General features: G+C 68.9%; 15 protein-coding genes. 12 read left to right on the top strand and 3 right to left on the bottom strand.

Features of this window, described 5'->3' with window-relative positions:
• Nucleotides 1-249: 249 nt before the first annotated feature.
• Nucleotides 250-2,676 carry an MMPL family transporter gene (locus ACWD4G_RS04675; protein WP_451290715.1) on the bottom strand — a complete coding sequence of 809 codons (2,427 nt, stop codon included), beginning with the start codon at nt 2,674-2,676 and terminating at the stop codon, nt 250-252.
• Nucleotides 2,677-2,966: 290 nt separating this feature from the next.
• Here ACWD4G_RS04675 and ACWD4G_RS04670 point away from each other — a divergent pair, with 290 nt between their 5' ends.
• From ACWD4G_RS04670 to ACWD4G_RS04660, 3 genes are all read left to right on the top strand, one after another.
• Nucleotides 2,967-3,575 carry a TetR/AcrR family transcriptional regulator gene (locus tag ACWD4G_RS04670; RefSeq protein ID WP_451290776.1) on the top strand — a complete coding sequence of 203 codons (609 nt, stop codon included), beginning with the start codon at nt 2,967-2,969 and terminating at the stop codon, nt 3,573-3,575.
• Nucleotides 3,576-3,728: 153 nt separating this feature from the next.
• On the top strand, nt 3,729-3,968 hold the full coding sequence (locus ACWD4G_RS04665; RefSeq protein ID WP_451290714.1) for a heavy-metal-associated domain-containing protein: 240 nt from the start codon (nt 3,729-3,731) through the stop codon (nt 3,966-3,968).
• 148 nt (nt 3,969-4,116) lie between these two features.
• The gene (locus ACWD4G_RS04660; RefSeq protein WP_451290713.1) at nt 4,117-6,378 is read left to right on the top strand and encodes a heavy metal translocating P-type ATPase; all 2,262 of its coding nucleotides are present in this window, start codon (nt 4,117-4,119) and stop codon (nt 6,376-6,378) included.
• Between the two features lie 660 nt (nt 6,379-7,038).
• On the opposite strand, the gene ACWD4G_RS04655 is transcribed toward ACWD4G_RS04660, so the two are convergent.
• Nucleotides 7,039-8,349 carry a citrate synthase gene (locus ACWD4G_RS04655; RefSeq protein ID WP_451290712.1) on the bottom strand — a complete coding sequence of 437 codons (1,311 nt, stop codon included), beginning with the start codon at nt 8,347-8,349 and terminating at the stop codon, nt 7,039-7,041.
• Between the two features lie 308 nt (nt 8,350-8,657).
• Nucleotides 8,658-10,925: an SF1B family DNA helicase RecD2 gene (gene recD2, locus ACWD4G_RS04650; RefSeq protein WP_451290711.1), complete on the bottom strand. Its 2,268-nt coding sequence runs from the start codon at nt 10,923-10,925 to the stop codon at nt 8,658-8,660.
• 333 nt (nt 10,926-11,258) lie between these two features.
• On the opposite strand from recD2, the gene ACWD4G_RS04645 reads away from it, so the two are divergent.
• The 9 genes from ACWD4G_RS04645 (at nt 11,259) to ACWD4G_RS04605 (ending at nt 23,309) form a co-directional block, all read left to right on the top strand.
• Entirely contained in the window at nt 11,259-12,335 is a 1,077-nt protein-coding gene (locus ACWD4G_RS04645; RefSeq protein ID WP_451290710.1) for a LacI family DNA-binding transcriptional regulator, read from the top strand.
• The gene (locus ACWD4G_RS04640; RefSeq protein WP_451290709.1) at nt 12,332-13,903 is read left to right on the top strand and encodes a sugar ABC transporter ATP-binding protein; all 1,572 of its coding nucleotides are present in this window, start codon (nt 12,332-12,334) and stop codon (nt 13,901-13,903) included. The genes ACWD4G_RS04645 and ACWD4G_RS04640 overlap by 4 nt, the downstream gene beginning before the upstream one ends.
• On the top strand, nt 13,893-15,845 hold the full coding sequence (locus ACWD4G_RS04635) for an ABC transporter permease/substrate-binding protein (RefSeq protein WP_451290708.1): 1,953 nt from the start codon (nt 13,893-13,895) through the stop codon (nt 15,843-15,845). The genes ACWD4G_RS04640 and ACWD4G_RS04635 overlap by 11 nt, the downstream gene beginning before the upstream one ends.
• Before the next feature lie 233 nt (nt 15,846-16,078).
• Nucleotides 16,079-17,071 carry a ribokinase gene (locus ACWD4G_RS04630; RefSeq protein ID WP_451290707.1) on the top strand — a complete coding sequence of 331 codons (993 nt, stop codon included), beginning with the start codon at nt 16,079-16,081 and terminating at the stop codon, nt 17,069-17,071.
• On the top strand, nt 17,068-17,457 hold the full coding sequence (rbsD, locus tag ACWD4G_RS04625; RefSeq protein WP_451290706.1) for a D-ribose pyranase: 390 nt from the start codon (nt 17,068-17,070) through the stop codon (nt 17,455-17,457). The genes ACWD4G_RS04630 and rbsD overlap by 4 nt, the downstream gene beginning before the upstream one ends.
• A gap of 502 nt (nt 17,458-17,959) precedes the next feature.
• Complete coding sequence (locus ACWD4G_RS04620) at nt 17,960-19,132, top strand: ABC transporter substrate-binding protein (RefSeq protein ID WP_451290705.1); 1,173 nt, start codon at nt 17,960-17,962, stop codon at nt 19,130-19,132.
• Nucleotides 19,133-19,179: 47 nt separating this feature from the next.
• A complete protein-coding gene (locus tag ACWD4G_RS04615) occupies nt 19,180-20,961 on the top strand; it encodes an ABC transporter permease (RefSeq protein WP_451290704.1) in 1,782 nt (593 codons plus the stop codon).
• Entirely contained in the window at nt 20,954-22,078 is a 1,125-nt protein-coding gene (locus ACWD4G_RS04610; RefSeq protein WP_451290703.1) for an ABC transporter ATP-binding protein, read from the top strand. Before ACWD4G_RS04615 ends, ACWD4G_RS04610 begins: the two co-directional genes overlap by 8 nt.
• An 88-nt stretch (nt 22,079-22,166) precedes the next feature.
• The gene (locus ACWD4G_RS04605; RefSeq protein ID WP_451290702.1) at nt 22,167-23,309 is read left to right on the top strand and encodes a hypothetical protein; all 1,143 of its coding nucleotides are present in this window, start codon (nt 22,167-22,169) and stop codon (nt 23,307-23,309) included.
• Nucleotides 23,310-23,311: the final 2 nt, after the last annotated feature.

The raw sequence follows: 23,311 nt of genomic DNA, 5'->3' as shown, positions 1-23,311 counted from the left end.
TCCCGAGGGGCGGTGCCCCTTCCATCCCCATCGGCTCGGGTCGGCGTGCTTCTGGGGGCTGCCTCCCCCAGACCCCCGCTGGGGATGGAGGGGTGGTTGCGATGAGTGCGTAGGTGGCGGTTGTGGGAGGTTGCTCGCGCAGTTCCCCGCGCCCCTGGAAAGACGGGGCTGCGCCCCGCTTTCACCGGCCCCCAGGGCGTCTTTCACTCACGGTTGCCCCACCTGCTTCGGTCCCCTCCCTCTCACGTCCTAGCGGCGGGTCGCCGGTTCCGGCTGGGTCTGCGCTTTCGGTGCCTTCTCGGTTGCTCGGCTCTCCTCGCTGTCTCGGTGCCGCTCGGCACCCGGTGTCGTCGGCGGAGTCGATTCCCCTTCGCTCAGGCCGAAGCGGGCGTGGAACCTCCTCAGCGGGGCGGGAGCCCACCAGGTGGCCCGGCCCGTCAGGCGCATGACCGCCGGGACCAGGAGGCTGCGGACGACCATCGCGTCCATCAGGACGGCGAGGGCTATGCCCAGGCCCAGCATCTTGGTGTTGGTCACTCGGGAGGTGCCTATGGCGATCATCACCACGGCCAGGATGACCGCCGCCGCGGTGATCAGGCCGCCGGTGCGTTGGAGGCCGAAGCGGATCGAGGCCGTGTGGTCGCCCGTGTGGTCGTACTCCTCCTTGATGCGGGAGAGCAGGAAGACGCCGTAGTCCATGGAGAGGCCGAAGGCCACGCAGAACATCAGGACGGGGAGGGTGGTCTCTATGGAGCCCGGGGTGGTGAAGGACAGCACCTCCGAGAAGTGGCCCTCCTGGAAGACCCAGACCAGGGCGCCGAACATCGCCGTCAGGCTCAGGGCGTTCAGCAGGACCGCCTGGAGGGGGATCAGGACGCTTCCGGTGAGGAGGAAGACCAGGAGGAGGGTGACGATCGCGATGAAGGACAGGGCCCAGGGGAGGCCGTCCGCTATGGCCGACTTGGTGTCCACCAGGACCGCCGCCGTGCCCGTCACCGAGGTTTCGAAGGGGGCCTCGGTCGCCCTGATGTCCTTCACCAGGGTCTGCGCGCCCTCGTCCACCGGCTCGCCCTTCGGCTGCACCGTGAAGTAGGCGGCGTCGCCCTTCACCAGGGGGCCGTCCACCCTCAGTACCTCGGGGAGGCCGGCGATCCGCTCCTTGTAGGTGGCGTAGTCGGACTCGGTCGCCCTGCCTTCTGCCAGGATCTCCAGGCCGCCGCCGGGGCTGCCCGGGAAGCCCTCCCTGATGTGCTGCTGGACCACATGGGACTCGGCGGAGGAGGGGAGTTGGCGGTCGTCGGCCGTGCCGAACTTCGCGCCCAGGAAGGGCAGGCCCAGGAGGACCAGTCCGGCCGTGGTGGCGATGGCGAAGTAAGGGGCCCTGCGCATGACCAGGGTGGCCATACGGCCCCAGGCCGAGCCTTCCTCGGCGGCGACGGGGGTACCCTTCTCCGGCTTCACCGGCTTCACCGGCTTCACCGGCTTCACCGGCTTCTCCGGCTTCTCCGGCTTCTCCGGCTTCTCCGGCTTCTCCGGCTTCTCCGGCTTCTCCGGCTTCTCCGGCTTCTCCGGCTTCTCCGGCTTCTGCGACTTCTGCGACTTGTGCGGCTTCCGGCGCCTGAACAGCTTGCGCAGGTCCAGGGCGTTGACGCGGTGGCCCAGCAGGACCAGGGCCGCCGGGAGCAGGATCAGGGCGGCTGCCGCGGCCAGGAGGACGACCGCGATGCCCGCGTAGGCGAAGGACTTCAGGAAGTACTGGGGGAAGACCATCATCGCGGCCAGGGAGACAGCGACCGTGAGGGCGGAGAAGAGGACCGTGCGGCCGGCCGTGCGGAGGGTCGTGGCGACCGCCGTCAACGGGGTGTCCCCTGTGGCCAGTTCCTCGCGGAAGCGGCGGACGATGAACAGGGCGTAGTCGATGGCCAGGCCCAGACCCATGGCCGTCGTCAGATTCAGGGCGAAGACCGAGACGTCGGTGATCTCCGTCAGACCGCGCAGGATGGCGTTGGTGCCGAGGATGGCGACGATGCCCACGCCGAGCGGCAGCAGGGCGGCGACCGCGCTGCCGAAGACCATCACCAGCAGGACCAGGGTGACGGGCAGCGCGATCATCTCGGCCCGCAGCAGGTCCTCCTGGATGATCGACTGCATCTCGTGGCGCACGGCGACGATGCCGCCGACCTTCACCTCTACCGGGCCGTGCGTGCCGCGGTATTCGGGGGCGATGCGGTCCAGGGTCTCGTTCACCGTCGTGTCGTCGCCCGTGAGGCGGGCCGCTATCAGCGCCTCGTGGCCGTCCTCGGCGCGCAGGGCGGGGGCGCCGGACCGCCAGTAGGAGCCGACGCCCGTCACGCCCTTCTCGGCGGTGAGTCGCCCGGCCAGCCGCTTCGCCTCGGCCGCGACCTCGGGGTCGTCGACCGAGGCCTTCCCCGCGTCGACCAGCAGCAGGAGGTTCGGCTGGGAGTCGGGGAACTCCCGCTCCAAGGCCTTGGTCGCATACGTCGACTGGGCCTTCGGGTCCTCCCAGCCGCCGCTGCCGAGGCGGTCGGCGACATCGCCGCCCGCCACCACCGCCAGGGCCGTGATCAGCAGGGCGATCAGGAGGGAGAGCCGGGGGCGCGCGGTCACGAATCGGGTCCAGCCACCCACTCGGGGTGGGCGGTTGACTTCGGTCATGGTGCGGTGTCCCCTTCAATCCGATCCGTCGCTCTCGTCCGTGCGTGCGCAGCCGGGCGGCATGGGGGCGCCAAGCCATAGACTGGCAAACACGAGAGATCGCTCGCGTTTCACCAGAATGCGAGCGACAGCTCGTGTTTGTCAATCACGTTCGGAAAGCTGGGGATAACCGCGTGCCCACCAACCGGGAACCCGTCAACCGGGAGAAGGAGCAGCCCCACGGGGAGAAGGACCGGGCGGGACAGGAGAAGGAGCAGCCGCGCCGCCGTCAGGCCCGTGGTGAGCGGCGCATCGCACAGCTCCTCGACGCCGCGGCGTCCGTGTTCACCTCGACCGGCTACACCGCCGCCAGCACCAACGCGATCGCCCGCGAGGCCGGCGTCTCACCCGGCACGCTGTACCAGTTCTTCCCGAACAAGGAAGCGATCGCGATCGAGCTGGGCGAGCGGCTGATGCGCGAGATGCGGGAGGCGTACGGCGAGGCGCTCGCGCCCGTCGACCCGTTGACGCCACTGGAGCAGGCGGTGGCCGCCGCGGTCGACCGGTTCATCGACTTCAACTGCCGGCACCCGGTGTTCTTCACACTGATGCACGGCCCGGACATCCCCGGCCGTATCGCCGAGGAGCACGACGCCCTGCACAAGACCCTGGTGGAGCGGGTCGAGGGCCTGCTCTCCCCGTTCCTGTCCGACCGGCCCGCCGCCGATGTCACGCGCACCGCGCACATCTGCGTGGCCATGTACAAGGCCGGCCTGGAGCTGATCCTCGCCAGCGAGGGCGCCGAGCGCGACGCGTACGTCCAGGAGCTGAAGAACGTTCTGCTGCGCTATCTGGAGCCCCTCGTCGGCGACCGGATCGGACCCGGCCCGACGGCCGCCACCCCGACGCCGACCCCCTGAGACCGGGGCACCGGCCCCGAGCGGGCTCACTCCCGACCCTCCGGACTCGCCGGGCCACTCTTGGATTCATACCCCCTAGGGGTATAGTGTGGGTGTCATGGAGAGGTACCTGCCGGTACTGACACCCCACACGCCTCGATGAGGAGCAACGACATGACCGCCCAGACCGACACCCCCGGTTCCGTCACCGCCGTCTACAAGGTCAGCGGTATGAGCTGCGGACACTGCGAAGGCGCCGTCTCCGGCGAGATCTCGCAACTCGACGGCGTCTCCTCCGTGAAGGCCGTCGCCTCCAGCGGTGAGGTCACCGTGGTCTCGGCCGCCCCTCTCGACGAGGAAGCGGTGCGCTCCGCCGTGGACGAGGCCGGCTTCGAGCTGGTCGGCAAGGCCTGAGCGCTCCGCAGCCGAGGCCATGATGCGCCATTCGTCTGCGGCTTCGTCGTGGCTGGCCGCGCCCGCGCGGCGGAGCCGCAGATCAGCGCAGCCCCGCGCCCCTTTCAGGGTGCGGCTGCGCCGCACCACATCCCTGGAGCTACGGAACATGTCCAGCACCACCGACAGGGCCCCCATAGCGCGGCCCTCGGAAGTCGAGCTACTGATCGGCGGCATGACCTGCGCCTCCTGCGCGGCCCGCGTCGAGAAGAAGCTCAACCGCATGGACGGGGTATCGGCCTCGGTGAACTACGCGACGGAGAAGGCGAAGGTCACCTACCCCGTAGGGGTGGAGGTCGCCGATCTGATCGCCACCGTGGTGAAGACGGGCTACACCGCCGAGGAGCCCCCGCCGCCCGCTCCCCCGCAGCCGGAGGCGGCGACGGAGGCGGGGGCGGTCGCCGAGGAGGACCCCGAACTCGTCGCCCTCCGGCAGCGCCTCACCGTCTCCGCGCTGCTCGCCGTCCCTGTGGTCCTGATGTCCATGGTCCCGGCACTGCAGTTCGACAACTGGCAGTGGCTGTCGCTGACGCTGGCCGCGCCCGTGGTCGTCTGGGGCGGGCTGCCGTTCCACCGGGCGGCGCTCACCAATCTCCGGCACGGCGCGGCCACCATGGACACGCTGGTGTCGCTGGGCACCCTCGCCGCGTTCGGCTGGTCCCTGTGGGCACTGTTCCGGGGGCACGCGGGCATGCCGGGGATGCGGCACGGCTTCACGTTCACCGTGGCGCGTACGGACCCCTCGTCGACGATCTACCTGGAGGTGGCCGCCGGGGTCGTCACGTTCATCCTGCTGGGCCGCTATCTGGAGGCCCGCGCCAAGCGCCGCGCGGGCGCCGCGTTCCGGGCGCTGCTGGAGCTGGGCGCCAAGGACGTGTCGGTGCTCCGCGCGGGACGCGAGGTACGCGTGCCGGTGGGACAGCTCGTCCCAGGTGATCGTTTCGTCGTACGCCCCGGGGAGAAGCTCGCCACGGACGGGACCGTCGGCGAGGGCTCCTCGGCGGTGGACACCTCCATGCTGACCGGCGAGTCCGTGCCGGTGGACGTGACCGTCGGGGACGCCGTCACGGGCGCCACGGTCAACGTCGGCGGCCGGCTCGTCGTCGAGGCGACGCGGGTCGGCGCGGACACCCAGCTGGCCCGGATGGCCCGTCTGGTGGAGGACGCGCAGAACGGCAAGGCGCGGGTGCAGCGGCTCGCCGACCGGATCTCGGCGGTGTTCGTCCCGGCCGTCGTCCTCCTCGCCGTCGCCACCTTCGGGGTGTGGCTGGGCGCCACCGACGACGCCACCGCCGCCTTCACCGCCGCCGTGGCGGTCCTGATCATCGCCTGCCCGTGCGCGCTGGGCCTGGCCACCCCGACCGCCCTCATGGTGGGCACGGGCCGGGGCGCCCGGCTCGGCATCCTCATCAAGGGCCCGGAGGTCCTGGAGTCCACCCGCCGCGTCGACACCGTCGTCCTGGACAAGACGGGCACGGTCACCACCGGCCGGATGACCCTCCAGGAGGTGTACGCCGCCGAAGGCGTCTCCGAAGAGGACGTACTGCGTCTCGCGGGCGCCCTGGAACACGCCTCCGAGCACCCGGTGGCCCGCGCGATCGCCACCGGCGCCGAGGAGCAGGTCGGCACCCTCCCGCCCGTCGAGTCCTTCGAAAACGTCCCCGGCAGGGGCGTACGCGGCCGCGTGGAGGGCTACGACGTCCAGGTGGGCCGGATGCACGACGGACCGCTCCCCGAAGCCCTGGAGGCCGCCAAGGAGGCCGCCGGGAGCGCCGGGCGCACGGCGGTCGTGGTCACCCGCGACGGAGCGCCCCTCGGCGTCCTCACCGTGGCCGACGCGGTCAAGGAGACCAGCGCCGAGGCCGTACGGGAGCTGCGGGCGCTCGGGCTGACCCCGGTGCTGCTGACGGGGGACCACGCGCGCGTGGCGCGTGCCGTGGCCGAGGCGGTCGGAATCGCCCCCGAGGACGTGATCGCCGAGGTGCTGCCCGAGGACAAGGTCGAGGTCGTACGGCGTCTCCAGGGCGAGGGCCGTACGGTCGCGATGGTCGGGGACGGGGTCAACGACGCCGCCGCGCTGGCCGCCGCCGACCTGGGGCTCGCCATGGGCACGGGGACGGACGCGGCGATCGAGGCGAGCGATCTGACACTGGTGCGCGGAGACCTTCGGGTGGCCGCCGACGCCATCCGGCTCTCCCGGCGGACGCTCGCCACGATCAAGGGCAATCTGCTCTGGGCCTTCGGCTACAACGTGGCCGCGTTGCCGCTGGCCGCGGCCGGTCTGCTCAATCCGATGATCGCGGGAGCCGCGATGGCCTTTTCATCCGTTTTCGTGGTCACGAACAGCTTGCGACTCAGGGCATTTGCATGACAGTCGGGTAAAAGTCCCTCTAGAGTCCGGACTGAGCCTCACATAAGCTCTTCACAAGGCTCCCGCATCATCCTTACGCTGGGACCTCGATCACCAGATCGGGTCTCTTGCGCATCTTCAGGACATATGGCAAGAGACGCAGATCACAGTGGTGTGAAGGTAACCACCGAAGGGGTTCGTGAGTCTAAGTTGGCGATGTCAGAAGCGTCTTGGGGGGCGTGACTGGCATCTGGGGATGTCTTGGGGGACGTTCCCGGAATTGCGTTGCCGGGGCACGTACACCGGGGAGCTTTGAGCGGCCCTCCCGTACGTACGGGTCCCGGCAGATCGCAGCACGACCGCACAACAGATGCATACAGGTGGGACGGGTTCCGCCCGTTCTGCTCAGCGATTCAGGCGCTGGCCCACCAGACGCCCGGCCGGATCCCGTGGGGGGAATCCGCACCGGGACATGGGAAGGCGCCCTGCTCGCCGGCCCGTGGGGGGACCAGCGTTGCAGGGCGCCTTCTGTTATGCGCACACTGCGAGGTCGCGGCCCCCATCGAGGCCGAAGGCCCGAAGGGGGCACGGCCCGATCGAGGCCGAAGGCCGAAAGGGGCGCGGGGGACTGCACGACCAGCCCCCACGCGCCCGCAGACGAATCCGGCTCTCCCAGCGGAGCTAGCGCGCCTCGACCGGAACGAAGTCGCGCTCGACAACCCCGGTGTAGATCTGGCGCGGGCGGCCGATGCGGGAGCCCGGCTCCTTGATCATCTCGTGCCACTGGGCGATCCAGCCCGGAAGGCGGCCGAGGGCGAAGAGGACCGTGAACATCTCGGTCGGGAAGCCCATGGCGCGGTAGATCAGACCCGTGTAGAAGTCCACGTTCGGGTAGAGGCTGCGCGAGACGAAGTAGTCGTCGGAGAGCGCGTGCTCCTCCAGCTTCAGCGCGATGTCCAGCAGCTCGTCGGACTTGCCGAGCGCGGAGAGGACATCGTGCGCGGCGGCCTTGATGATCTTGGCGCGAGGGTCGAAGTTCTTGTAGACCCGGTGGCCGAAGCCCATCAGACGGACGCCGTCCTCCTTGTTCTTCACCTTGCGGATGAAGGAGTCGACGTCGCCGCCGGCGTCGCGGATGCCCTCCAGCATCTCCAGCACGGACTGGTTGGCGCCGCCGTGCAGCGGGCCCCAGAGGGCGGAGATACCGGCGGAGATCGAGGCGAACATGTTCGCCTGCGAGGAACCGACGAGACGGACCGTGGAGGTCGAACAGTTCTGCTCGTGGTCCGCGTGCAGGATGAGCAGCTTGTCGAGCGCGGCGACGACGACCGGGTCGAGGTCGTACTCCTGCGCCGGGACCGAGAACGTCATCCGCAGGAAGTTCTCGACGTAACCGAGGTCGTTGCGCGGGTAGACGAACGGGTGACCGATCGACTTCTTGTACGCGTACGCCGCGATCGTCGGAAGCTTGGCGAGCAGACGGATCGTGGAGAGGTTGCGCTGACGCTCGTCGAACGGGTTGTGGCTGTCCTGGTAGAACGTCGACAGGGCGCTGACCACGGAGGACAGCATCGCCATCGGGTGGGCGTCACGCGGGAAGCCCTTGTAGAAGTTCTTGACGTCCTCGTGCAGCAGGGTGTGCTGCGTGATGTCGTTCTTGAAGACGGAGAGCTCGTCGACCGTGGGCAGCTCGCCGTTGATCAGCAGGTAGGCGACCTCCAGGAAGGTGGAGCGCTCGGCCAGTTGCTCGATCGGGTAGCCGCGGTACCGGAGGATGCCCGCCTCGCCGTCCAGATACGTGACGGCGGATTTATAGGCGGCGGTGTTCCCGTAACCGCTGTCCAGGGTGACCAGACCGGTCTGGGCCCGGAGCTTCCCGATGTCGAAGCCCTTGTCGCCGACGGTGCTGTCGATCACCGGGTAGGTGTACTCGCCGTCGCCGTACCGCAGTACTACAGCGTTATTGGTGTGCTCGCTCACGTCTTCCCTCACCGACGTAGTGCCTCATCTTCGAGGTGCCCTGACTGTCTCTACCTTCCCGCAATCGGCTCAGGAGAGTGCACTCGGGGTCGACCACCGGGCCTTCTGGCGGCACTCAGTGCCGTCAGCCTGTTCATCCTGCCCCTTCCGTCCGGCATCTGGAAGAGCTGTGTGACCTTTACGACTCGTTTGATCGATCAAATTTCACTCACCGGCCACCGGAGGCTCACGAGAGGTCCGTTCCGCAGATCCTTCGGGGCGCCCCGGGGCTCCTGAGGAGATCCTGCGGTCCACGGACCCCGGCGCGCGAGCCGGAGGGCCTACAAGACCCGGGGTGCGAGCCGGAAGTCCAGGGCCGTGCACCGCCGGCCCGCGGAGACCGTGCGCACCGCCTGGCCGATGGCCTTGCGCGAGCCGACCAGGACGACCAGCTTCTTCGCCCGCGTGACGGCTGTATACAACAGGTTGCGCTGGAGCATCATCCACGCGCCCGTGGTCACCGGGATCACCACGGCCGGGTACTCGCTGCCCTGGGAACGGTGGATCGTCACCGCGTAGGCATGCGCCAGCTCGTCCAGTTCGTCGAACTCGTACGGCACCTCCTCGTCCTCGTCCGTCAGCACCGTCAGCCGCTGGTCGACGGGGTCGAGGCCGGTGACCACGCCGACCGTTCCGTTGAAGACGCCGTTCTGGCCCTTGTCGTAATTGTTGCGAATCTGGGTGACCTTGTCGCCGACGCGGAAGACCCGGCCGCCGAACCGCTTCTCGGGGAGATCGGGGCGGGCGGGGGTGATGGCCTGCTGGAGCAGGCCGTTGAGGTTGCCCGCGCCGGCCGGGCCCCGGTGCATGGGTGCCAGAACCTGGATGTCCCGGCGTGGATCGAGGCCGAATTTGGCCGGAATTCGACGTGCCGCGACATCCACGGTGAGGCGTCCCGCCTCCTCCGTGTCGTCCTCGACGAAGAGGAAGAAGTCCTTCATGCCGTCGGTGACCGGATGCCGGCCGGAGTTGATCCGGTGCGCGTTGGTGACGACACCGGACTGCTGGGCCTGCCGGAAGACCTTGGTGAGCCGGACCGCCGGGACCGGGCTGCCATCGGCCAGCAGGTCGCGGAGGACTTCGCCCGCGCCGACGCTGGGGAGTTGGTCCACATCCCCGACGAAGAGGAGATGCGCCCCCGGAGGGACCGCCTTGGCCAGCTTGTTGGCGAGGAGGAGGTCCAGCATGGACGCCTCGTCGACGACCACCAGGTCCGCGTCCAGCGGGCGGTCGCGGTCGTATGCCGCGTCGCCGCCCGGCTTCAGCTCCAGGAGGCGGTGGACGGTGGAGGCCTCGGCGCCGGTCAGCTCCGCGAGGCGCTTCGCGGCACGGCCGGTGGGAGCGGCGAGGACCACCTTGGCCTTCTTGGCGCGGGCCAGCTCCACGATCGAGCGCACCGTGAACGACTTGCCGCAGCCCGGGCCGCCGGTCAGCACGGCCACCTTCTCGGTCAGCGCCAGCCGTACGGCCGCCTCCTGCTCCGGCGCCAACTCCGCGCCCGTACGCCCCTTCAGCCACCCCAGCGCGCGGTCCCAGGCGACGTCCCGGAAGCCCGGCATCCGGTCCTCGTCGGTGCGCAGCAGACGCAACAGCTGGGCGGACAGGGAGAGTTCGGCGCGGTGGAAGGGGACCAGATAGACGGCCGTGACCGGGTCTCCCCCGTCCTGCGCGGGCACCTTCTCCCGTACGACGCCGGGGTCCTCGCCCTCCTCCGGGGGCGCCGACAGCTCCGCCAGGCACTCGATGACCAGGCCCGTGTCGACCTGGAGGAGCTTGACCGCGTCGGCGATCAGCTTCTCCTGGGGGAGATAGCAGTTGCCCTGGTCGGTGGCCTGCGAAAGGGCGTACTGCAGGCCCGCCTTGACGCGCTCCGGGCTGTCGTGGGGGATGCCGACGGACTGGGCGATCTTGTCGGCGGTGAGGAAACCGATGCCCCAGACGTCGGCGGCGAGGCGGTACGGCTGGTTCTTGACGACGGAGATGGAGGCGTCGCCGTACTTCTTGTAGATGCGGACCGCGATGGACGTCGACACCTCGACGGTCTGGAGGAAGAGCATGACCTCCTTGATCGCCTTCTGTTCCTCCCAGGCATCCGCGATCTTCTTGGTGCGCTTGGGGCCGAGGCCGGGGACCTCGATGAGGCGCTTGGGCTCCTCCTCGATGATCTTCAGGGTGTCCAGGCCGAAGTGCTGGGTGATGCGGTCGGCGAAGACCGGGCCGATGCCCTTGACGAGGCCTGAGCCGAGGTAGCGCCGGATGCCCTGGACCGTGGCCGGGAGGACCGTCGTGTAGTTCTCCACGGTGAACTGCTTGCCGTACTGCGGGTGCGAGCCCCAACGGCCCTCCATGCGGAGGGATTCGCCGACCTGGGCGCCGAGCAGGGCGCCGACGACCGTGAGGAGATCGCCGCCGCCCCGGCCGGTGTCCACGCGCGCGACCGTGTAGCCGTTGTCCTCGTTGGCGTACGTGATGCGCTCCAGTACGCCTTCGAGCACGGCGAGTCGGCGTTCGCCGGGTGCCGTCGCTGGGGGGCCGGTCGGGTTGGGCATGATCCGACGCTACTCGCTGGCGCTGACAGAGCGGGGGGCGCCTAATAGCTCGGGGGCTGATGTAGTTGGGCGAGTGCGGGTGCGTGGGGGTTGATCGCGCAGTTCCCCGCGCCCCTGATTCGGGCCTCCGGCCCTCACATCGGCCGTCTCAGAGCGGGCTCGGGTTCGGTAAGGCGCCGTCACAGATTCCTCCGCCGCCCGGTCTGCATTCCTGACGGTGCTCATCACGATCGGGTCTCAGGGGGTTGCCAAGCAGGCGTGTAATCGATTCCAATCCTCCGTACGCGTCGATGTAATCGATTCCAGAGTGGTCCACGAGGAGGTGGGGCGACGGTGGCGAGCATCAAGGATGTCGCTGCTGCGGCGGGGGTGTCCGTTGCGACCGTGTCGCGGGTGCTCAATGACCATCCGTCGGTCAGTGAGGACGCACGCGCGCGTGTGATGGCCGCTGTCGAGACGTTGGGGTATCGGCCCAATGCCGTCGCCCGGTCGCTCAGGACCGATCAGACCCACACCCTCGGGCTGGTGATCAGCGATGTGATGAACCCTTACTTCACCGAGTTGGCGCGGTCGGTGGAGGAGGAGGCCCGGGCGCTCGGGTACAGCGTGATCATCGGGAACGCCGACGAACGGCCCGAGCTTCAGGATCATCACGTACGGAATCTGCTGGATCGGCGGATCGACGGGGTGCTCGTCTCGCCCACCGACGGTGGGTCCCCGTTGATGCTGGACGCCGCTCGCGCGGGGACGCCGATGGTGTTCGTGGACCGGTGGATTCCGGGTGTGGATGTGCCGGTGGTGAGGGCCGATGGGCGGGCTGCGGTGCGGGATCTCGTCGCACATCTGTACGGGCTCGGGCATCGGCGGCTCGCGATCATCGCCGGGCCGGCCGCCACCACGACCGGACGGGAGCGTGTCGAGGCCTTTCGGGAGGCGCTCGCCGAGCACGGGCTGAAGCTGCCGGACGCCTACACAGGGCAGGGCGACTTCCAGGCCGAGAGCGGGCGGCGGGTCACCGAGGGGTTCCTGACGCTGGCGGAGCCACCCGAGGTCGTGTTCGCCGCCGACAACCTGATGGCGCTGGGCGCCCTGGACGCCGTACGCGCGCGTGGGCTGCGGGTTCCGGACGATCTCGCGCTGGCGGCGTTCGACGACATCCCGTGGTTCACACACACCGATCCGCCGGTCACCGCGATCGCCCAGCCGACGGGCGAGCTGGGCCGGGCCGCCGTACGGGCCCTGGTCGACCGTATCGAGGGGCGGACCCCGGCGTCCGTCACCCTGCCCGCCCGGCTCGTCGTACGCCGCTCATGCGGTGAGCCGGCCCCTTCACCGCAGTCATCGGACCCTTCGCACCGGTCACCGGCCGCTTCGGAGCCGTCAGCCGCACAGAACAGGAGCCAGTCGTGAGCAACGCGGACGAGTTGCTGCGCATCGAGGGCATAAGGAAGACCTTTCCCGGTGTGGTCGCGCTGGACGGCGTCGACTTCGACCTCCGCCGGGGCGAGGTGCACGTACTGCTCGGTGAGAACGGCGCGGGCAAGAGCACGCTCATCAAGATGCTGTCGGGCGCCTATCGGCCGGACGCGGGGCGTGTCCTCGTCGACGGTCGAGAGGTGACCATCCATGGGGCGCAGGACTCCGAGCGGCTCGGGATCGCCACCATCTACCAGGAGTTCAATCTCGTCCCCGATCTGACGGTCGCCGAGAACATCTTTCTGGGGCGGCAGCCGCGTCGGTTCGGGATGATCGACCGGAAGCGCATGGAGGCCGACGCCGAGGTGCTCCTCGCGCGCGTGGGCGTGAAGGTGTCTCCACGCGCGCGTGTGCGTGAACTCGGGATCGCCCGGCTCCAGATGGTCGAGATCGCCAAGGCGCTCAGTCTCGACGCGCGGGTGCTGATCATGGACGAGCCGACCGCCGTGCTCACCTCCGAGGAGGTCGAGAAGCTCTTCGCGATCGTGCGGAAGCTGCGCGAGGACGGGGTGGGCATCGTCTTCATCACCCACCATCTGGAGGAGATCGCCGCCCTGGGGGACCGGGTCACCGTGATCCGGGACGGGAAGAGTGTCGGGCAGATGCCCGCGGCGACTCCCGAGGACGAGTTGGTGCGGCTCATGGTCGGGCGGTCGATCGAGCAGCAGTATCCGCGGCAGGCCGCCGACGCCGGGGAGGCACTGCTCATCGTCGAGGGGCTCACCCGGGACGGGGTCTTCCACGATGTGAGCTTCGAGGTGCGGGCCGGTGAGGTCGTCGGGATCGCCGGGCTCGTCGGGGCCGGTCGTACGGAGGTCGTGCGGGCCGTGTTCGGCGCCGATCCGTACGACAAGGGGGCCGTGAAGGTCGCGGGCGCCTCCGTGCCCAAGGACGACGTCAACGCGGCGATGACCGCCGGGATCGGGCTCGTGCCCGAGGACCGCAAGGGCCAGGGGCTCGTACTCGACGCGCCCGTGGAGGAGAACCTCGGCCTGGTCACCCTGCGGGGCGCCACCAAGGGCGGGTTCGTCGACCTCAAGTCGCAGCGGGCCAACGCGGCCCGGGTCGCCGAGCAGCTCGGGGTCCGCATGGCCGGGCTGCACCAGCACGTACGCACCCTCTCCGGCGGCAACCAGCAGAAGGTCGTCATCGGCAAGTGGCTGCTCGCCGACACCAGGGTGCTGATCCTCGACGAGCCCACGCGCGGCATCGACGTCGGCGCGAAGGTCGAGATCTACGAGCTGATCAATGAGCTGACCGCCCAGGGCGCCGCCGTTCTGATGATCTCCAGCGATCTGCCCGAGGTGCTCGGGATGAGCGACCGGGTGATCGTCATGGCGCAGGGGCGGATCGCGGGTGAACTGCCCGCCGCCGAGGCCACCCAGGACGCGGTGATGGCGCTCGCCGTCTCCAACCTCACCACCATTGACGCTGCTGATTCCGCTGAATCCGCCGCATCCGATGATTCCGCTACCGAAGGGGAGGGCCCCCGTGGCCGCTGACACGCTCAAGAGCCGGGCGGGCGCCGGTGGCGCCTCGGGGCTTCGCCGGCTTCTGCTCGACAACGGGGCGCTCACCGCGCTCATCGCCCTGGTCATCGCCATGTCGGTGCTGTCCGGCGACTTCCTGACCACCGACAACCTGCTCAACATCGGCGTCCAGGCGGCCGTGACCGCCATCCTCGCCTTCGGTGTCACCTTCGTGATCGTCTCGGCGGGCATCGACCTGTCGGTCGGTTCGGTGGCGGCTCTGTCGGCCACCGTGCTGGCCTGGAGCGCCACTTCGGAGGGCGTACCGGTCTGGATAGCCGTGATCCTGGCGATCGCCACCGGCCTCGCCTGCGGTCTCGTCAACGGCGCGCTGATCTCGTACGGGAAACTGCCGCCGTTCATCGCGACGCTCGCCATGCTGTCGGTGGGGCGCGGTCTGTCACTGGTGATCTCGCAGGGCAGCCCGATCGCGTTCCCGGAGTCGGTGTCCCACCTCGGTGACACGCTGGGCGGCTGGCTGCCGGTGCCGGTCCTGGTGATGATCGTCATGGGTCTCGTCACCGCCGTGATCCTGGGGCGGACGTACATCGGGCGTTCCATGTACGCGATCGGTGGCAACGAGGAGGCCGCACGGCTGTCCGGGCTGCGGGTGAAGCGGCAGAAGCTGGCGATCTACGCGCTGTCCGGGCTGTTCGCCGCGGCGGCGGGCATTGTGCTGGCGTCCCGGCTGTCCTCGGCTCAGCCGCAGGCCGCGCAGGGCTATGAGCTGGACGCGATCGCGGCCGTCGTCATCGGCGGTGCCTCGCTGGCCGGTGGTACGGGCAAGGCGTCGGGGACACTGATCGGCGCGCTGATCCTCGCGGTGCTGCGCAACGGGCTGAACCTGCTGTCGGTGTCGGCGTTCTGGCAGCAGGTCGTCATCGGTGTGGTGATCGCGCTGGCGGTGCTCCTGGACACGGTTCGGCGCAAGGCCGGGGCGACGCCGGTGGCGGCCGGGGCCGAGGGGCCGGGAGGCCGTCGTCAACAGGCGATGACGTATGTGCTCGCCGCCGTCGTCGCGGCGGCGGTCGTGGGGGCGACGTCGTTCCTGCACAGCGGTTCGTCGGCGGCGGCGAACCAGAAGCTGGGGCTGTCGTTGTCGACGCTGAACAACCCGTTCTTCGTGCAGATCAAGGCCGGGGCCCAGGAGGAGGCGAAGAAGCTCGGCGTGGACCTCACCGTCACCGACGCGCAGAACGACGCCTCGCAACAGGCCAACCAGTTGCAGAACTTCACCAGCGAGGGCGTCGACTCGATCATCGTCAACCCCGTGGACTCCGACGCGGCGGGCCCCTCCGTGCGCGCCGCCAACAAGGCCGGCATCCCCGTCGTCGGTGTCGACCGGGGCGTCAACAAGGCCGAGACCGCCGCGCTCGTGGCCTCCGACAACGTCGAGGGCGGCAAACTGGGCGCCAAGGCGCTGGCCGAGAAGCTGGGCGGCAAGGGCAAGATCATCATCTTGCAGGGTCTGGCCGGTACGTCCGCGAGCCGTGAGCGCGGCGCGGGCTTCACAGAGGGGCTGAAGGCCTACCCCGGTATCGAGGTCGTGGCCAAGCAGCCCGCCGACTTCGACCGCACCAAGGGCCTCGACGTGATGACCAACCTGCTCCAGGCCCACCCCGACGTCGACGGCGTCTTCGCCGAGAACGACGAGATGGCCCTCGGCGCCGTCAAGGCCCTCGGCTCCAAGGCCGGCACGTCCGTCGCCGTCATCGGCTTCGACGGCACCCCCGACGGCCTGAAGGCCGTCAAGGACGGCACGCTGTACGCGTCGGTCGCACAGCAGCCGACCGAACTGGGCCGGATCGCCGTCCAGAACGCGCTGAAGGCGGCGGAGGACGAGAAGGTGGCGGCGATGGTGAAGGTGCCGGTGAAGGTGGTGACGGGGGAGAACGTGGGGGAGTTCAGTGGGTGATTGGTGATTGGTGATTGGTGATCGGTGATCGGCGGATGGCAGATGACAGCTGACCGATGACAGCTGACGGGCGACAGTCGGCAGATGACGGATAACGACTGACAGATGACGGATGACGACTGACGGACGACAGGTGACGGATGACGGATAACAGATGACGTCATCTGTTATCCGTCATCTGTTATCTGCCATCCGTCAGTCGTCAGTCCAACCCCACTACAGGGAGACCATTCATGTACGACTACGACCTCCTGGTCGTGGGTTCGGCCAACGCCGATCTGGTGATCGGTGTCGAGCGGCGGCCGGGGGCCGGGGAGACCGTGCTCGGCTCTGATCTGGCCGTGCATCCGGGCGGTAAGGGTGCGAACCAGGCGGTGGCGGCGGCGCGGCTCGGGGCGCGTACGGCGTTGCTCGCGCGGGTCGGTGACGACGGCAATGGGCGGCTGTTGCTGGAGTCGCAGCGGGACGCGGGCGTGGACACGGCCGGGGTGCTGGTCGGCGGGGCGCCCACCGGGGTCGCGTTGATCACGGTGGACCCGTCGGGCGACAACAGCATCGTCGTGTCGCCCGGCGCCAACGGGAAGTTGACCCCCGAGGATGTGCGGGCCGCCGAGGGGCTGTTGCGGGCCTCGCGGGTGGTGTCGGCGCAGTTGGAGATTCCGTTGGAGACGGTCGTGGAGGTCGTACGGCGGTTGCCGGAGGGGACGCGGTTCGTGCTGAATCCGTCGCCGCCGAGGGAGTTGCCGGACGAGGTGCTGGCCGCGTGTGATCCGCTGATCGTCAACGAGCACGAGGCGAAGGTCATCGTCGGGGGTGAACTCTCGGGTGCTCCGGATGACTGGGTGCGGGCGTTGCTGGCGCTCGGGCCTCGGTCGGTGGTGGTGACGCTGGGCGCGGAGGGCTCGTTGGTCGCCACCGCCGAGGGGAGTGCGCGGGTGGCCGCGGTGAAGGTGGAGGCGGTGGACACGACGGGTGCCGGGGACTCGTTCACGGCGGCGTTGGCGTGGAAGCTGGGCGCGGGTGAGGGATTGGCGGAGGCCGCCGGGTACGCGGCCCGGGTCGGGGCGGTGGCCGTGACCAGGGCCGGGGCGCAGGTGTCGTTCCCGACCGCCGAGGAGGTCGCGGCGCTGTGCCGTGTTCTCCCGGGGGACAACCCCCGGACCCCCGGCAGGAAGAACAGGTCGGCCCAGGCGGCCGGGGATGACATGCGAGGCGGGTCGCTGTGAAGCGGGCCGGGATACTCAATCGCCATCTCGCGGGCGCGATCGCCGAGTTGGGGCATGGGCACGGGGTGCTGGTGTGTGACGCGGGGATGCCCGTGCCGCGGGGGCCGCGTGTGGTGGATCTGGCCTTCCGGGCCGGGGTGCCGTCGTTCGCGGAGGTGGTGGACGGGCTGCTCGACGAGTTGGTGGTGGAGGGCGCGACCGCCGCGTACGAGATGCACGAGGCCAATCCGGAGGCGGCGGCGCTGTTGGAGGGCCGGTTCCCCGAGTTGGAGTTGGTCTCGCACGAGCGGCTGAAGGAGTTGTCGGAGGGCGCCCGGCTGGTCGTACGGACCGGGGAGGCGCGGCCGTATGCGAATGTGCTGTTGCGCTGCGGGGTGTTCTTCTAGCACTTCGACAGGCGCTTCGAGCAGGCAGTACGAGTCGGCATCACGCGTAGGTATGTCGAACGGGTACTTCGAGGGGCCCGGTCCAGTGGTGACCGGGCCCCTCGGCTTTCCCCTCCTGTCGGTAACCCCCGCGATCCCCCCAGATCCCCCTCCTGGAAGTCCCGACGTCCAGTACGACCCGGGAGGTGGGGGAAGGGTTGTAGAGGGCTTCGAGATTTTTGGATCGCCAGCGGCGACGCTCCACGAGGTGGTCCCCTTTCCGGCCAGTCGATCGTACGACGGCGCCCTCGCAGGCCAGGCCCATCGCGGACGGGTCACAGCCCGGTCTCATCCGGCGATCAATACCGGCCATCGAGGCCGCTCAGGGCGGGTGACTCGCGTCACTAACAAAACGACCAATACGAGCAGTAAGAGCTCTGGTCGGTGAAGGATTTACCGGGGTGACCTGCGTCTCTAACCTCCCGGCAACAGCTGCCAGACGGCACGCGCCAGGAGGAGAACCATGGCAAGATCCAGCCACTTCGGTATCGCAACAGTGGTGCGCCCCGCCCGGCGCCCTCTCGCGGCGGCCTTCGCCGCGACCCTCGCGCTCGGGACCCTGGCCGCCTGTGGTGGCGAGGACGACGCGCCGAAGGTGGCGGAGAACAAGATCTCCGCGGGCCAGGTGCCGGACTACTACCCGGCGGACTACTCGGACCTCATCGAGGCGGCGAAGAAGGAGGGCGGGAAGCTCACCGTCTACTCCAACCTCGGCGACGAGAACATGGCCCCGATCGTCCGGGACTTCAAGAAGAAGTACAGCTTCATCAAGACCGTGTCGGTCAATGAGCTGGACAGCGATGAGTTGTTCCAGAAGACGTTGTCCGAGAGTGCGGCCGGGTCCTCCCCCGCCGACATCCTGATCTCCAGCGCGGCCACCGCCTGGGCGGACTTCTCGGCGCGCAAGGACACCGTCCTTACGTACAAGTCGCCGGAGCTGGAGAAGATGGGCGACAGCGCCGAGCTGCTGCCCAGCGTGTACTCGATGTCGCAGGACCCGATGACCATCGCGTACAACACCTCGCTGATGGAGACCCCGCCGACCAGCCTGACCGACTTCGCGAAGATCGTGACCTCGGACGAGGACAAATTCAAGAACAAGGTGACCGTCCGTGATCCGGAGGGGTCGTTCGGGTTCACCGTCACGCACGCGCTCACCGAGGGCAACCCGGAGGCCTGGGACGACCTGGAGAAGATCCTTCCGCTGACCCGTCCGGAGACCTCCTCCGGTACGCAGCTGGAGAAGATCGTCGCCGGTGAGTACTCGGCCGGCTTCCTGATCAGCGCCTCCCCCGCGTACCCGGTGGTCGACGACAGCGCCGGTCTGGTGAAGATCGTCTTCCCGAAGGACGGCACGGTCGTCCTGCCGCGCGGTCTGGGTATCGCCGCCGAGGCCCCGCACCCGGCGACCTCGAAGCTCTTCCTGGACTTCGCCCTGTCGGAGGAGGGCCAGCGCGCCGTCGCCGAGGGCGGGCTCGCCTCGTACCGCGACGGGGTCAAGGGCGAGGGTCTGCACACCTACCAGGAGGTCGTGGACGCGGTCGGCGAGGAGAACATCATCCACGTCAAGTACGAGGCCATCTCGAAGACGGACGCCGCCGCCTGGCTCGACCGCTTCGACGGACTCCGCAAGTAACGGCGGCGCGGACACGGCCCCTCGGGACGATCGGAGTCAGAAACATCATGTCAACCCTCACCCAGCCGCCCCGCACCCCGGCCGGCGGCTCCGGCGACAAACACCCGGACGTCTTCCAACCGCCGCGCTACCGGCGCCCGTTGGGCATCGGACGGGACACCGTCGTCCAGTACGCGGTCCTCGCGTTCCTCGCCGTCCTCGTACTGGCCCCGATCGTTCCGACGCTCTACCAGAGCATCCGCAACCGCCCGCTCTACGAGGCGGGCGGCGCCTTCACCCTCAGCGGCTACACCGACCTCTTCACCAAGGCCGGCTTCGGTGAAGTCGCCCTCAACACCCTGCTGTTCGCCACCCTGACCACCCTCATCAGCCTCGCGATCGCCATCCCGATGGCCATCGTGGTCGTACGGACGAAGCTGCCGGGCGGGCGGCTGGTCGCCCTCGCCATGCAGTGGCCGTTCTTCATCTCGTCGCTGATCCTCGGCTTCGGCTGGATCATCATGTACGGCCCGGCGGGGTTCGTCAGCGTCAAGGTGCAGCAGGTGTTCGGCTCCGTGCCGTGGAATCTCTACTCCATCCCCGGCATGGCGCTGACGGAGGCCGTGGCGCTCGCGCCCATCGCGTATGTCTTCTGCGCCAACGCGCTGCGGCAGTCCGACGCTTCGCTGGAGTCGGCGGCCCAGGTCTGCGGGGCGGGCCCGTTCCGGATTCTGGCCCAGGTGATCGTGCCGCTGCTGCGGCCCCCGATCGTCTACTCCGCGATTCTCGTCTTCTCGGTGTCCATCGAGACGCTGAGCGTGCCGCTGCTCTACGGCCAGCCCGTCAACATCGATGTCTTCTCAACCTTCCTGTACCACAACGGACTTCAGTCGGTTGACCCGAACTACACGATGCTCGGCGCGGCCTCGACGGTCATCCTGGTCGTCACGCTCAGCCTGGTGGCCGTGCAGGCGAAGCTGCTGAAGGACGCGGCCCGGTTCGTGTCCGTACGCGGCAAGGTGACCCGGCCGCGCAAGCTGGATCTGGGCTGGCTGAAGTGGGTCAGCATCGCGTGCATCTGGGTCTATGTGATTCTCGGCGCCCTGATCCCGATCGCGGGCCTGGTGATGCGGTCGTTCACGCTCGTCTTCACCCCGCTGCAGTCGCCGTTCAAGACGGTGACGACCAAGAACTACGAGCTGGTCTTCGACTCCGACAACTACGTGCAGTCGCTCTACAACAGCATGATCGTGGCCGGAGTCGGCTCGGTGGTCGTGTCCGCGCTCGCTGTCTTCGCGGTGATGGTCGCCCGGCGTTCGACGTTCCGCTTCGGCCGGGCGGTGGAGTATCTGGCCCTGATCCCGCAGTCCCTGCCCGGCATCATCATCGGTATCGGCTTCTTCTGGGCCTTCGCGCTGGCGCCGTTCGGGATGGGCACGTTCCTCCAGGGCACGATCTACGCCGTCATCATCGCCTTCGGTATGCGGGCCCTGCCCAGCGCGTTCGGCTCGGTCGCCCCGGCGATCATGCAGATCGGCGGTGAACTGGACAACGCGGCGCGGGTGTCCGGCGCCGACTGGCTGATGACCTTCTTCCGGGTGCTGCGCGCCCTGGTCACGCCGGCGTTCGCGGGCGCGCTCGTGCTCACCTTCGTGATCATGCTCAAGGAGTACTCGCCGGCCGTGTTCCTCTCCTCGGCCGACAACAACATCCTCGGTACCACCATGCTCAGCCTGTGGACGCAGGGCAGGGCCGGTTCCGTCGCCGCACTGGCAACCCTCCAGATCGCCATCACCGCGGTCTTCGTCGCACTCGCAGGACTGCTCATGAAGGGAAAGCACCATGCCTGAGGTGACCGTCAAGAACCTGGCCAAGACGTTCGGGGACAACTCGGTCCTGCGTGATGTCACCTTCACCATCAAGGACGGCGAGTTCTTCACGCTCCTTGGCGCGAGCGGCTGCGGCAAGTCGACGACGCTGAACTGCATCGCGGGCCTGGAGCAGCCGACGGAGGGCTCCATCTCGGTGGGCGGCAGGCCGTTCGTCGACGCGGGCGCGGGGGTGTTCCTGCCGCCCGAGGAACGCAACCTCGGCATGGTCTTCCAGTCGTACGCGCTCTGGCCGCACATGACCATCGCGAAGAACCTGGCGCTGCCGCTGAACATCCGCAAGGTGCCGAAGGAGAAGCAGAAAACGCTGATCCACGACGCCCTGGACAAGGTGGGGTTGGCGGCCCTGTCCGGCCGTTACCCGCACCAGCTCTCCGGCGGCCAGCAGCAACGTGTCGCCCTGGCCAGGGCGTTGGTGTACTCGCCGACGGTCCTGCTCCTCGACGAGCCGCTCTCCAATCTCGACGCGAAGCTCCGCGAGCAGGCCCGGGCCTGGCTCAAGCGGCTCCAGGAGGACCTGGGCATCACCACCGTCTACGTCACCCACGACCAGGAGGAGGCGCTGGCGCTCAGCGACCGGATCGCGGTCATGGAGGGCGGCAACATGATCCAGATCGGCACCCCGCACGAGATCTACGAGCGCCCGGCGGCCCCGGCGGTGGCGGCGTTCGTGGGCCGCTGCAACTTCCTGACCGGCAAGGTGGTCGGGCAGGACGGCACCCGGCACTCCGTCCGCCTCGACGCGAGCGGTGAGGTCGTCCGTGTCGACAGTGACCGCCCGGTCGTGGTCGACGACTCGGTGACGGTGGCCATCCGCCCGGAGCGACTGGAGGTGGCGGCCACGGGCTCGACCACCGGCGTCAACAGGCTGGGTGCCCAGGTCATCACCAGCTCCTACGTCGGCTCCCGCTACGAGTACGACGTCCGTCTCGGCGACCAGGTCGTCCAGGTCCTCAGCAACAACGGGGGCCTGTCCGGCGAGGTCTCGCTGGTCTTCGACCCGCCGCACGCGCTGCTCTACGCGGACAAGGTCGAGTTGTCGGCGGACGAGAGGGATCTGCTGACGGTCGGAAAGTAGCGCCGGTGCCGATGCCGGTGCCGACGTCGTCGGCGGGATGACGAGCGAAGTGGAGTGGGCCGGCGGAGAATGAAAGAGGCGATGCCTCATGTCATTCTCCGCCGTGCGATTCGTCCTGCGATCGCTGACCGCGCTGCTGCTGAGCATCACGGTCGGATGGGCGCCCATGGCATCGGGGGCCGCGCTCCAAGAGGGGATCACCCTCACCCCGTCGGAGGGGGAGCGCGGGAAGCGTGTCGTTGTCGGCTTCAACCGCTGCGATCCGCCCTCCTATGTCATCGACGAGATCACCTGGGATGACGACCCCATCGACTTCACCCCGTCACGCAAGGGCGGGGCCGTCATCCATGTGCCTGCCACGGCCCGAGGAGGTCCCCATGAAGTGCGGGCCACATGCGTCAAGGAGTCCACTTCGAGTGTGGACGAGACGGTGTTCTCCGGCAGCGCGACGTTCACGGTCACCCCGATCCACGACCCGCGTCAGGACATCAGGCTGACGCCCGCCGATGGCCCCGCGGGCAAGACCGTCACCGTCGAGGGGATCGGCTTCGTCTGCTCGGCGGTGAACGTGTTCTGGGACGACGGCAGCACGCTCGTCCCCGGGGCCACACCTTCCGGCGAGGGAGACATCACCGAGAAGTTCGACGTACCGGAGGGTTCGTCCGCGACGGCACACACCGTACGGGCCGAGTGCACGGACTACCCCGACTACTACGCCACCGCCGACTTCACGGTGACGGAGACCGACACGAACGGTACGACGACGACCGGCGACCAGAACAACGGGACGACGGAGAACGGCGGCAACGAGAACGGGAGCACCCAGAACGGGGGCGAGACCGGGGACAACGGCACCCATACGAACGGAGGTACGACCGGGGACACGGGCGGGAACGGCAACGGGTCCGGGTCCGGGAACGGGACGGTCGGGGGGAACGGCTCCGGTGGAGTCGGCGGGAACGGAGGTGACGGGAGTTCGGCGATACCGGCCGGATGGGTCGTGGGGCCCTCCGTGTTCGCCGCCCTGCTCCTGCTCGCCCTCCTCTACTCCCTCGCCCACCACCGCCCACGCGGCCCGCGCTGGGTCCGTGATCACGTCCGTACGACGGTGCGGCCGGGGTCGGGGACCGCGGCGTCCGAGTTGCGGGAGCGGCGGGACGGCCGGACGGTGGACCTGACCGTACGACTGGAACCGCATCCCGACCCGGGCGATCAAAGCCTCAACAACTGACC

Source organism: Streptomyces sp. NPDC002643, assembly GCF_053592555.1.
This window is presented reverse-complemented; position numbering and strand designations above follow the sequence as displayed.

What these genes read in the sequence shown, in the direction of transcription:
- ACWD4G_RS04675 (WP_451290715.1), bottom strand. Translation starts at nt 2,676, where the DNA reads ATGACCGAAGTCAACCGCCCACCCCGAGTGGGTGGCTGGACCCGATTC.
- ACWD4G_RS04665 (WP_451290714.1), top strand. Translation starts at nt 3,729, where the DNA reads ATGACCGCCCAGACCGACACCCCCGGTTCCGTCACCGCCGTCTACAAG.
- ACWD4G_RS04660 (WP_451290713.1), top strand. Translation starts at nt 4,117, where the DNA reads ATGTCCAGCACCACCGACAGGGCCCCCATAGCGCGGCCCTCGGAAGTC.
- recD2 (WP_451290711.1), bottom strand. Translation starts at nt 10,925, where the DNA reads ATGCCCAACCCGACCGGCCCCCCAGCGACGGCACCCGGCGAACGCCGA.
- ACWD4G_RS04630 (WP_451290707.1), top strand. Translation starts at nt 16,079, where the DNA reads ATGTACGACTACGACCTCCTGGTCGTGGGTTCGGCCAACGCCGATCTG.
- ACWD4G_RS04620 (WP_451290705.1), top strand. Translation starts at nt 17,960, where the DNA reads ATGGCAAGATCCAGCCACTTCGGTATCGCAACAGTGGTGCGCCCCGCC.
- ACWD4G_RS04615 (WP_451290704.1), top strand. Translation starts at nt 19,180, where the DNA reads ATGTCAACCCTCACCCAGCCGCCCCGCACCCCGGCCGGCGGCTCCGGC.
- ACWD4G_RS04610 (WP_451290703.1), top strand. Translation starts at nt 20,954, where the DNA reads ATGCCTGAGGTGACCGTCAAGAACCTGGCCAAGACGTTCGGGGACAAC.
- ACWD4G_RS04605 (WP_451290702.1), top strand. Translation starts at nt 22,167, where the DNA reads ATGTCATTCTCCGCCGTGCGATTCGTCCTGCGATCGCTGACCGCGCTG.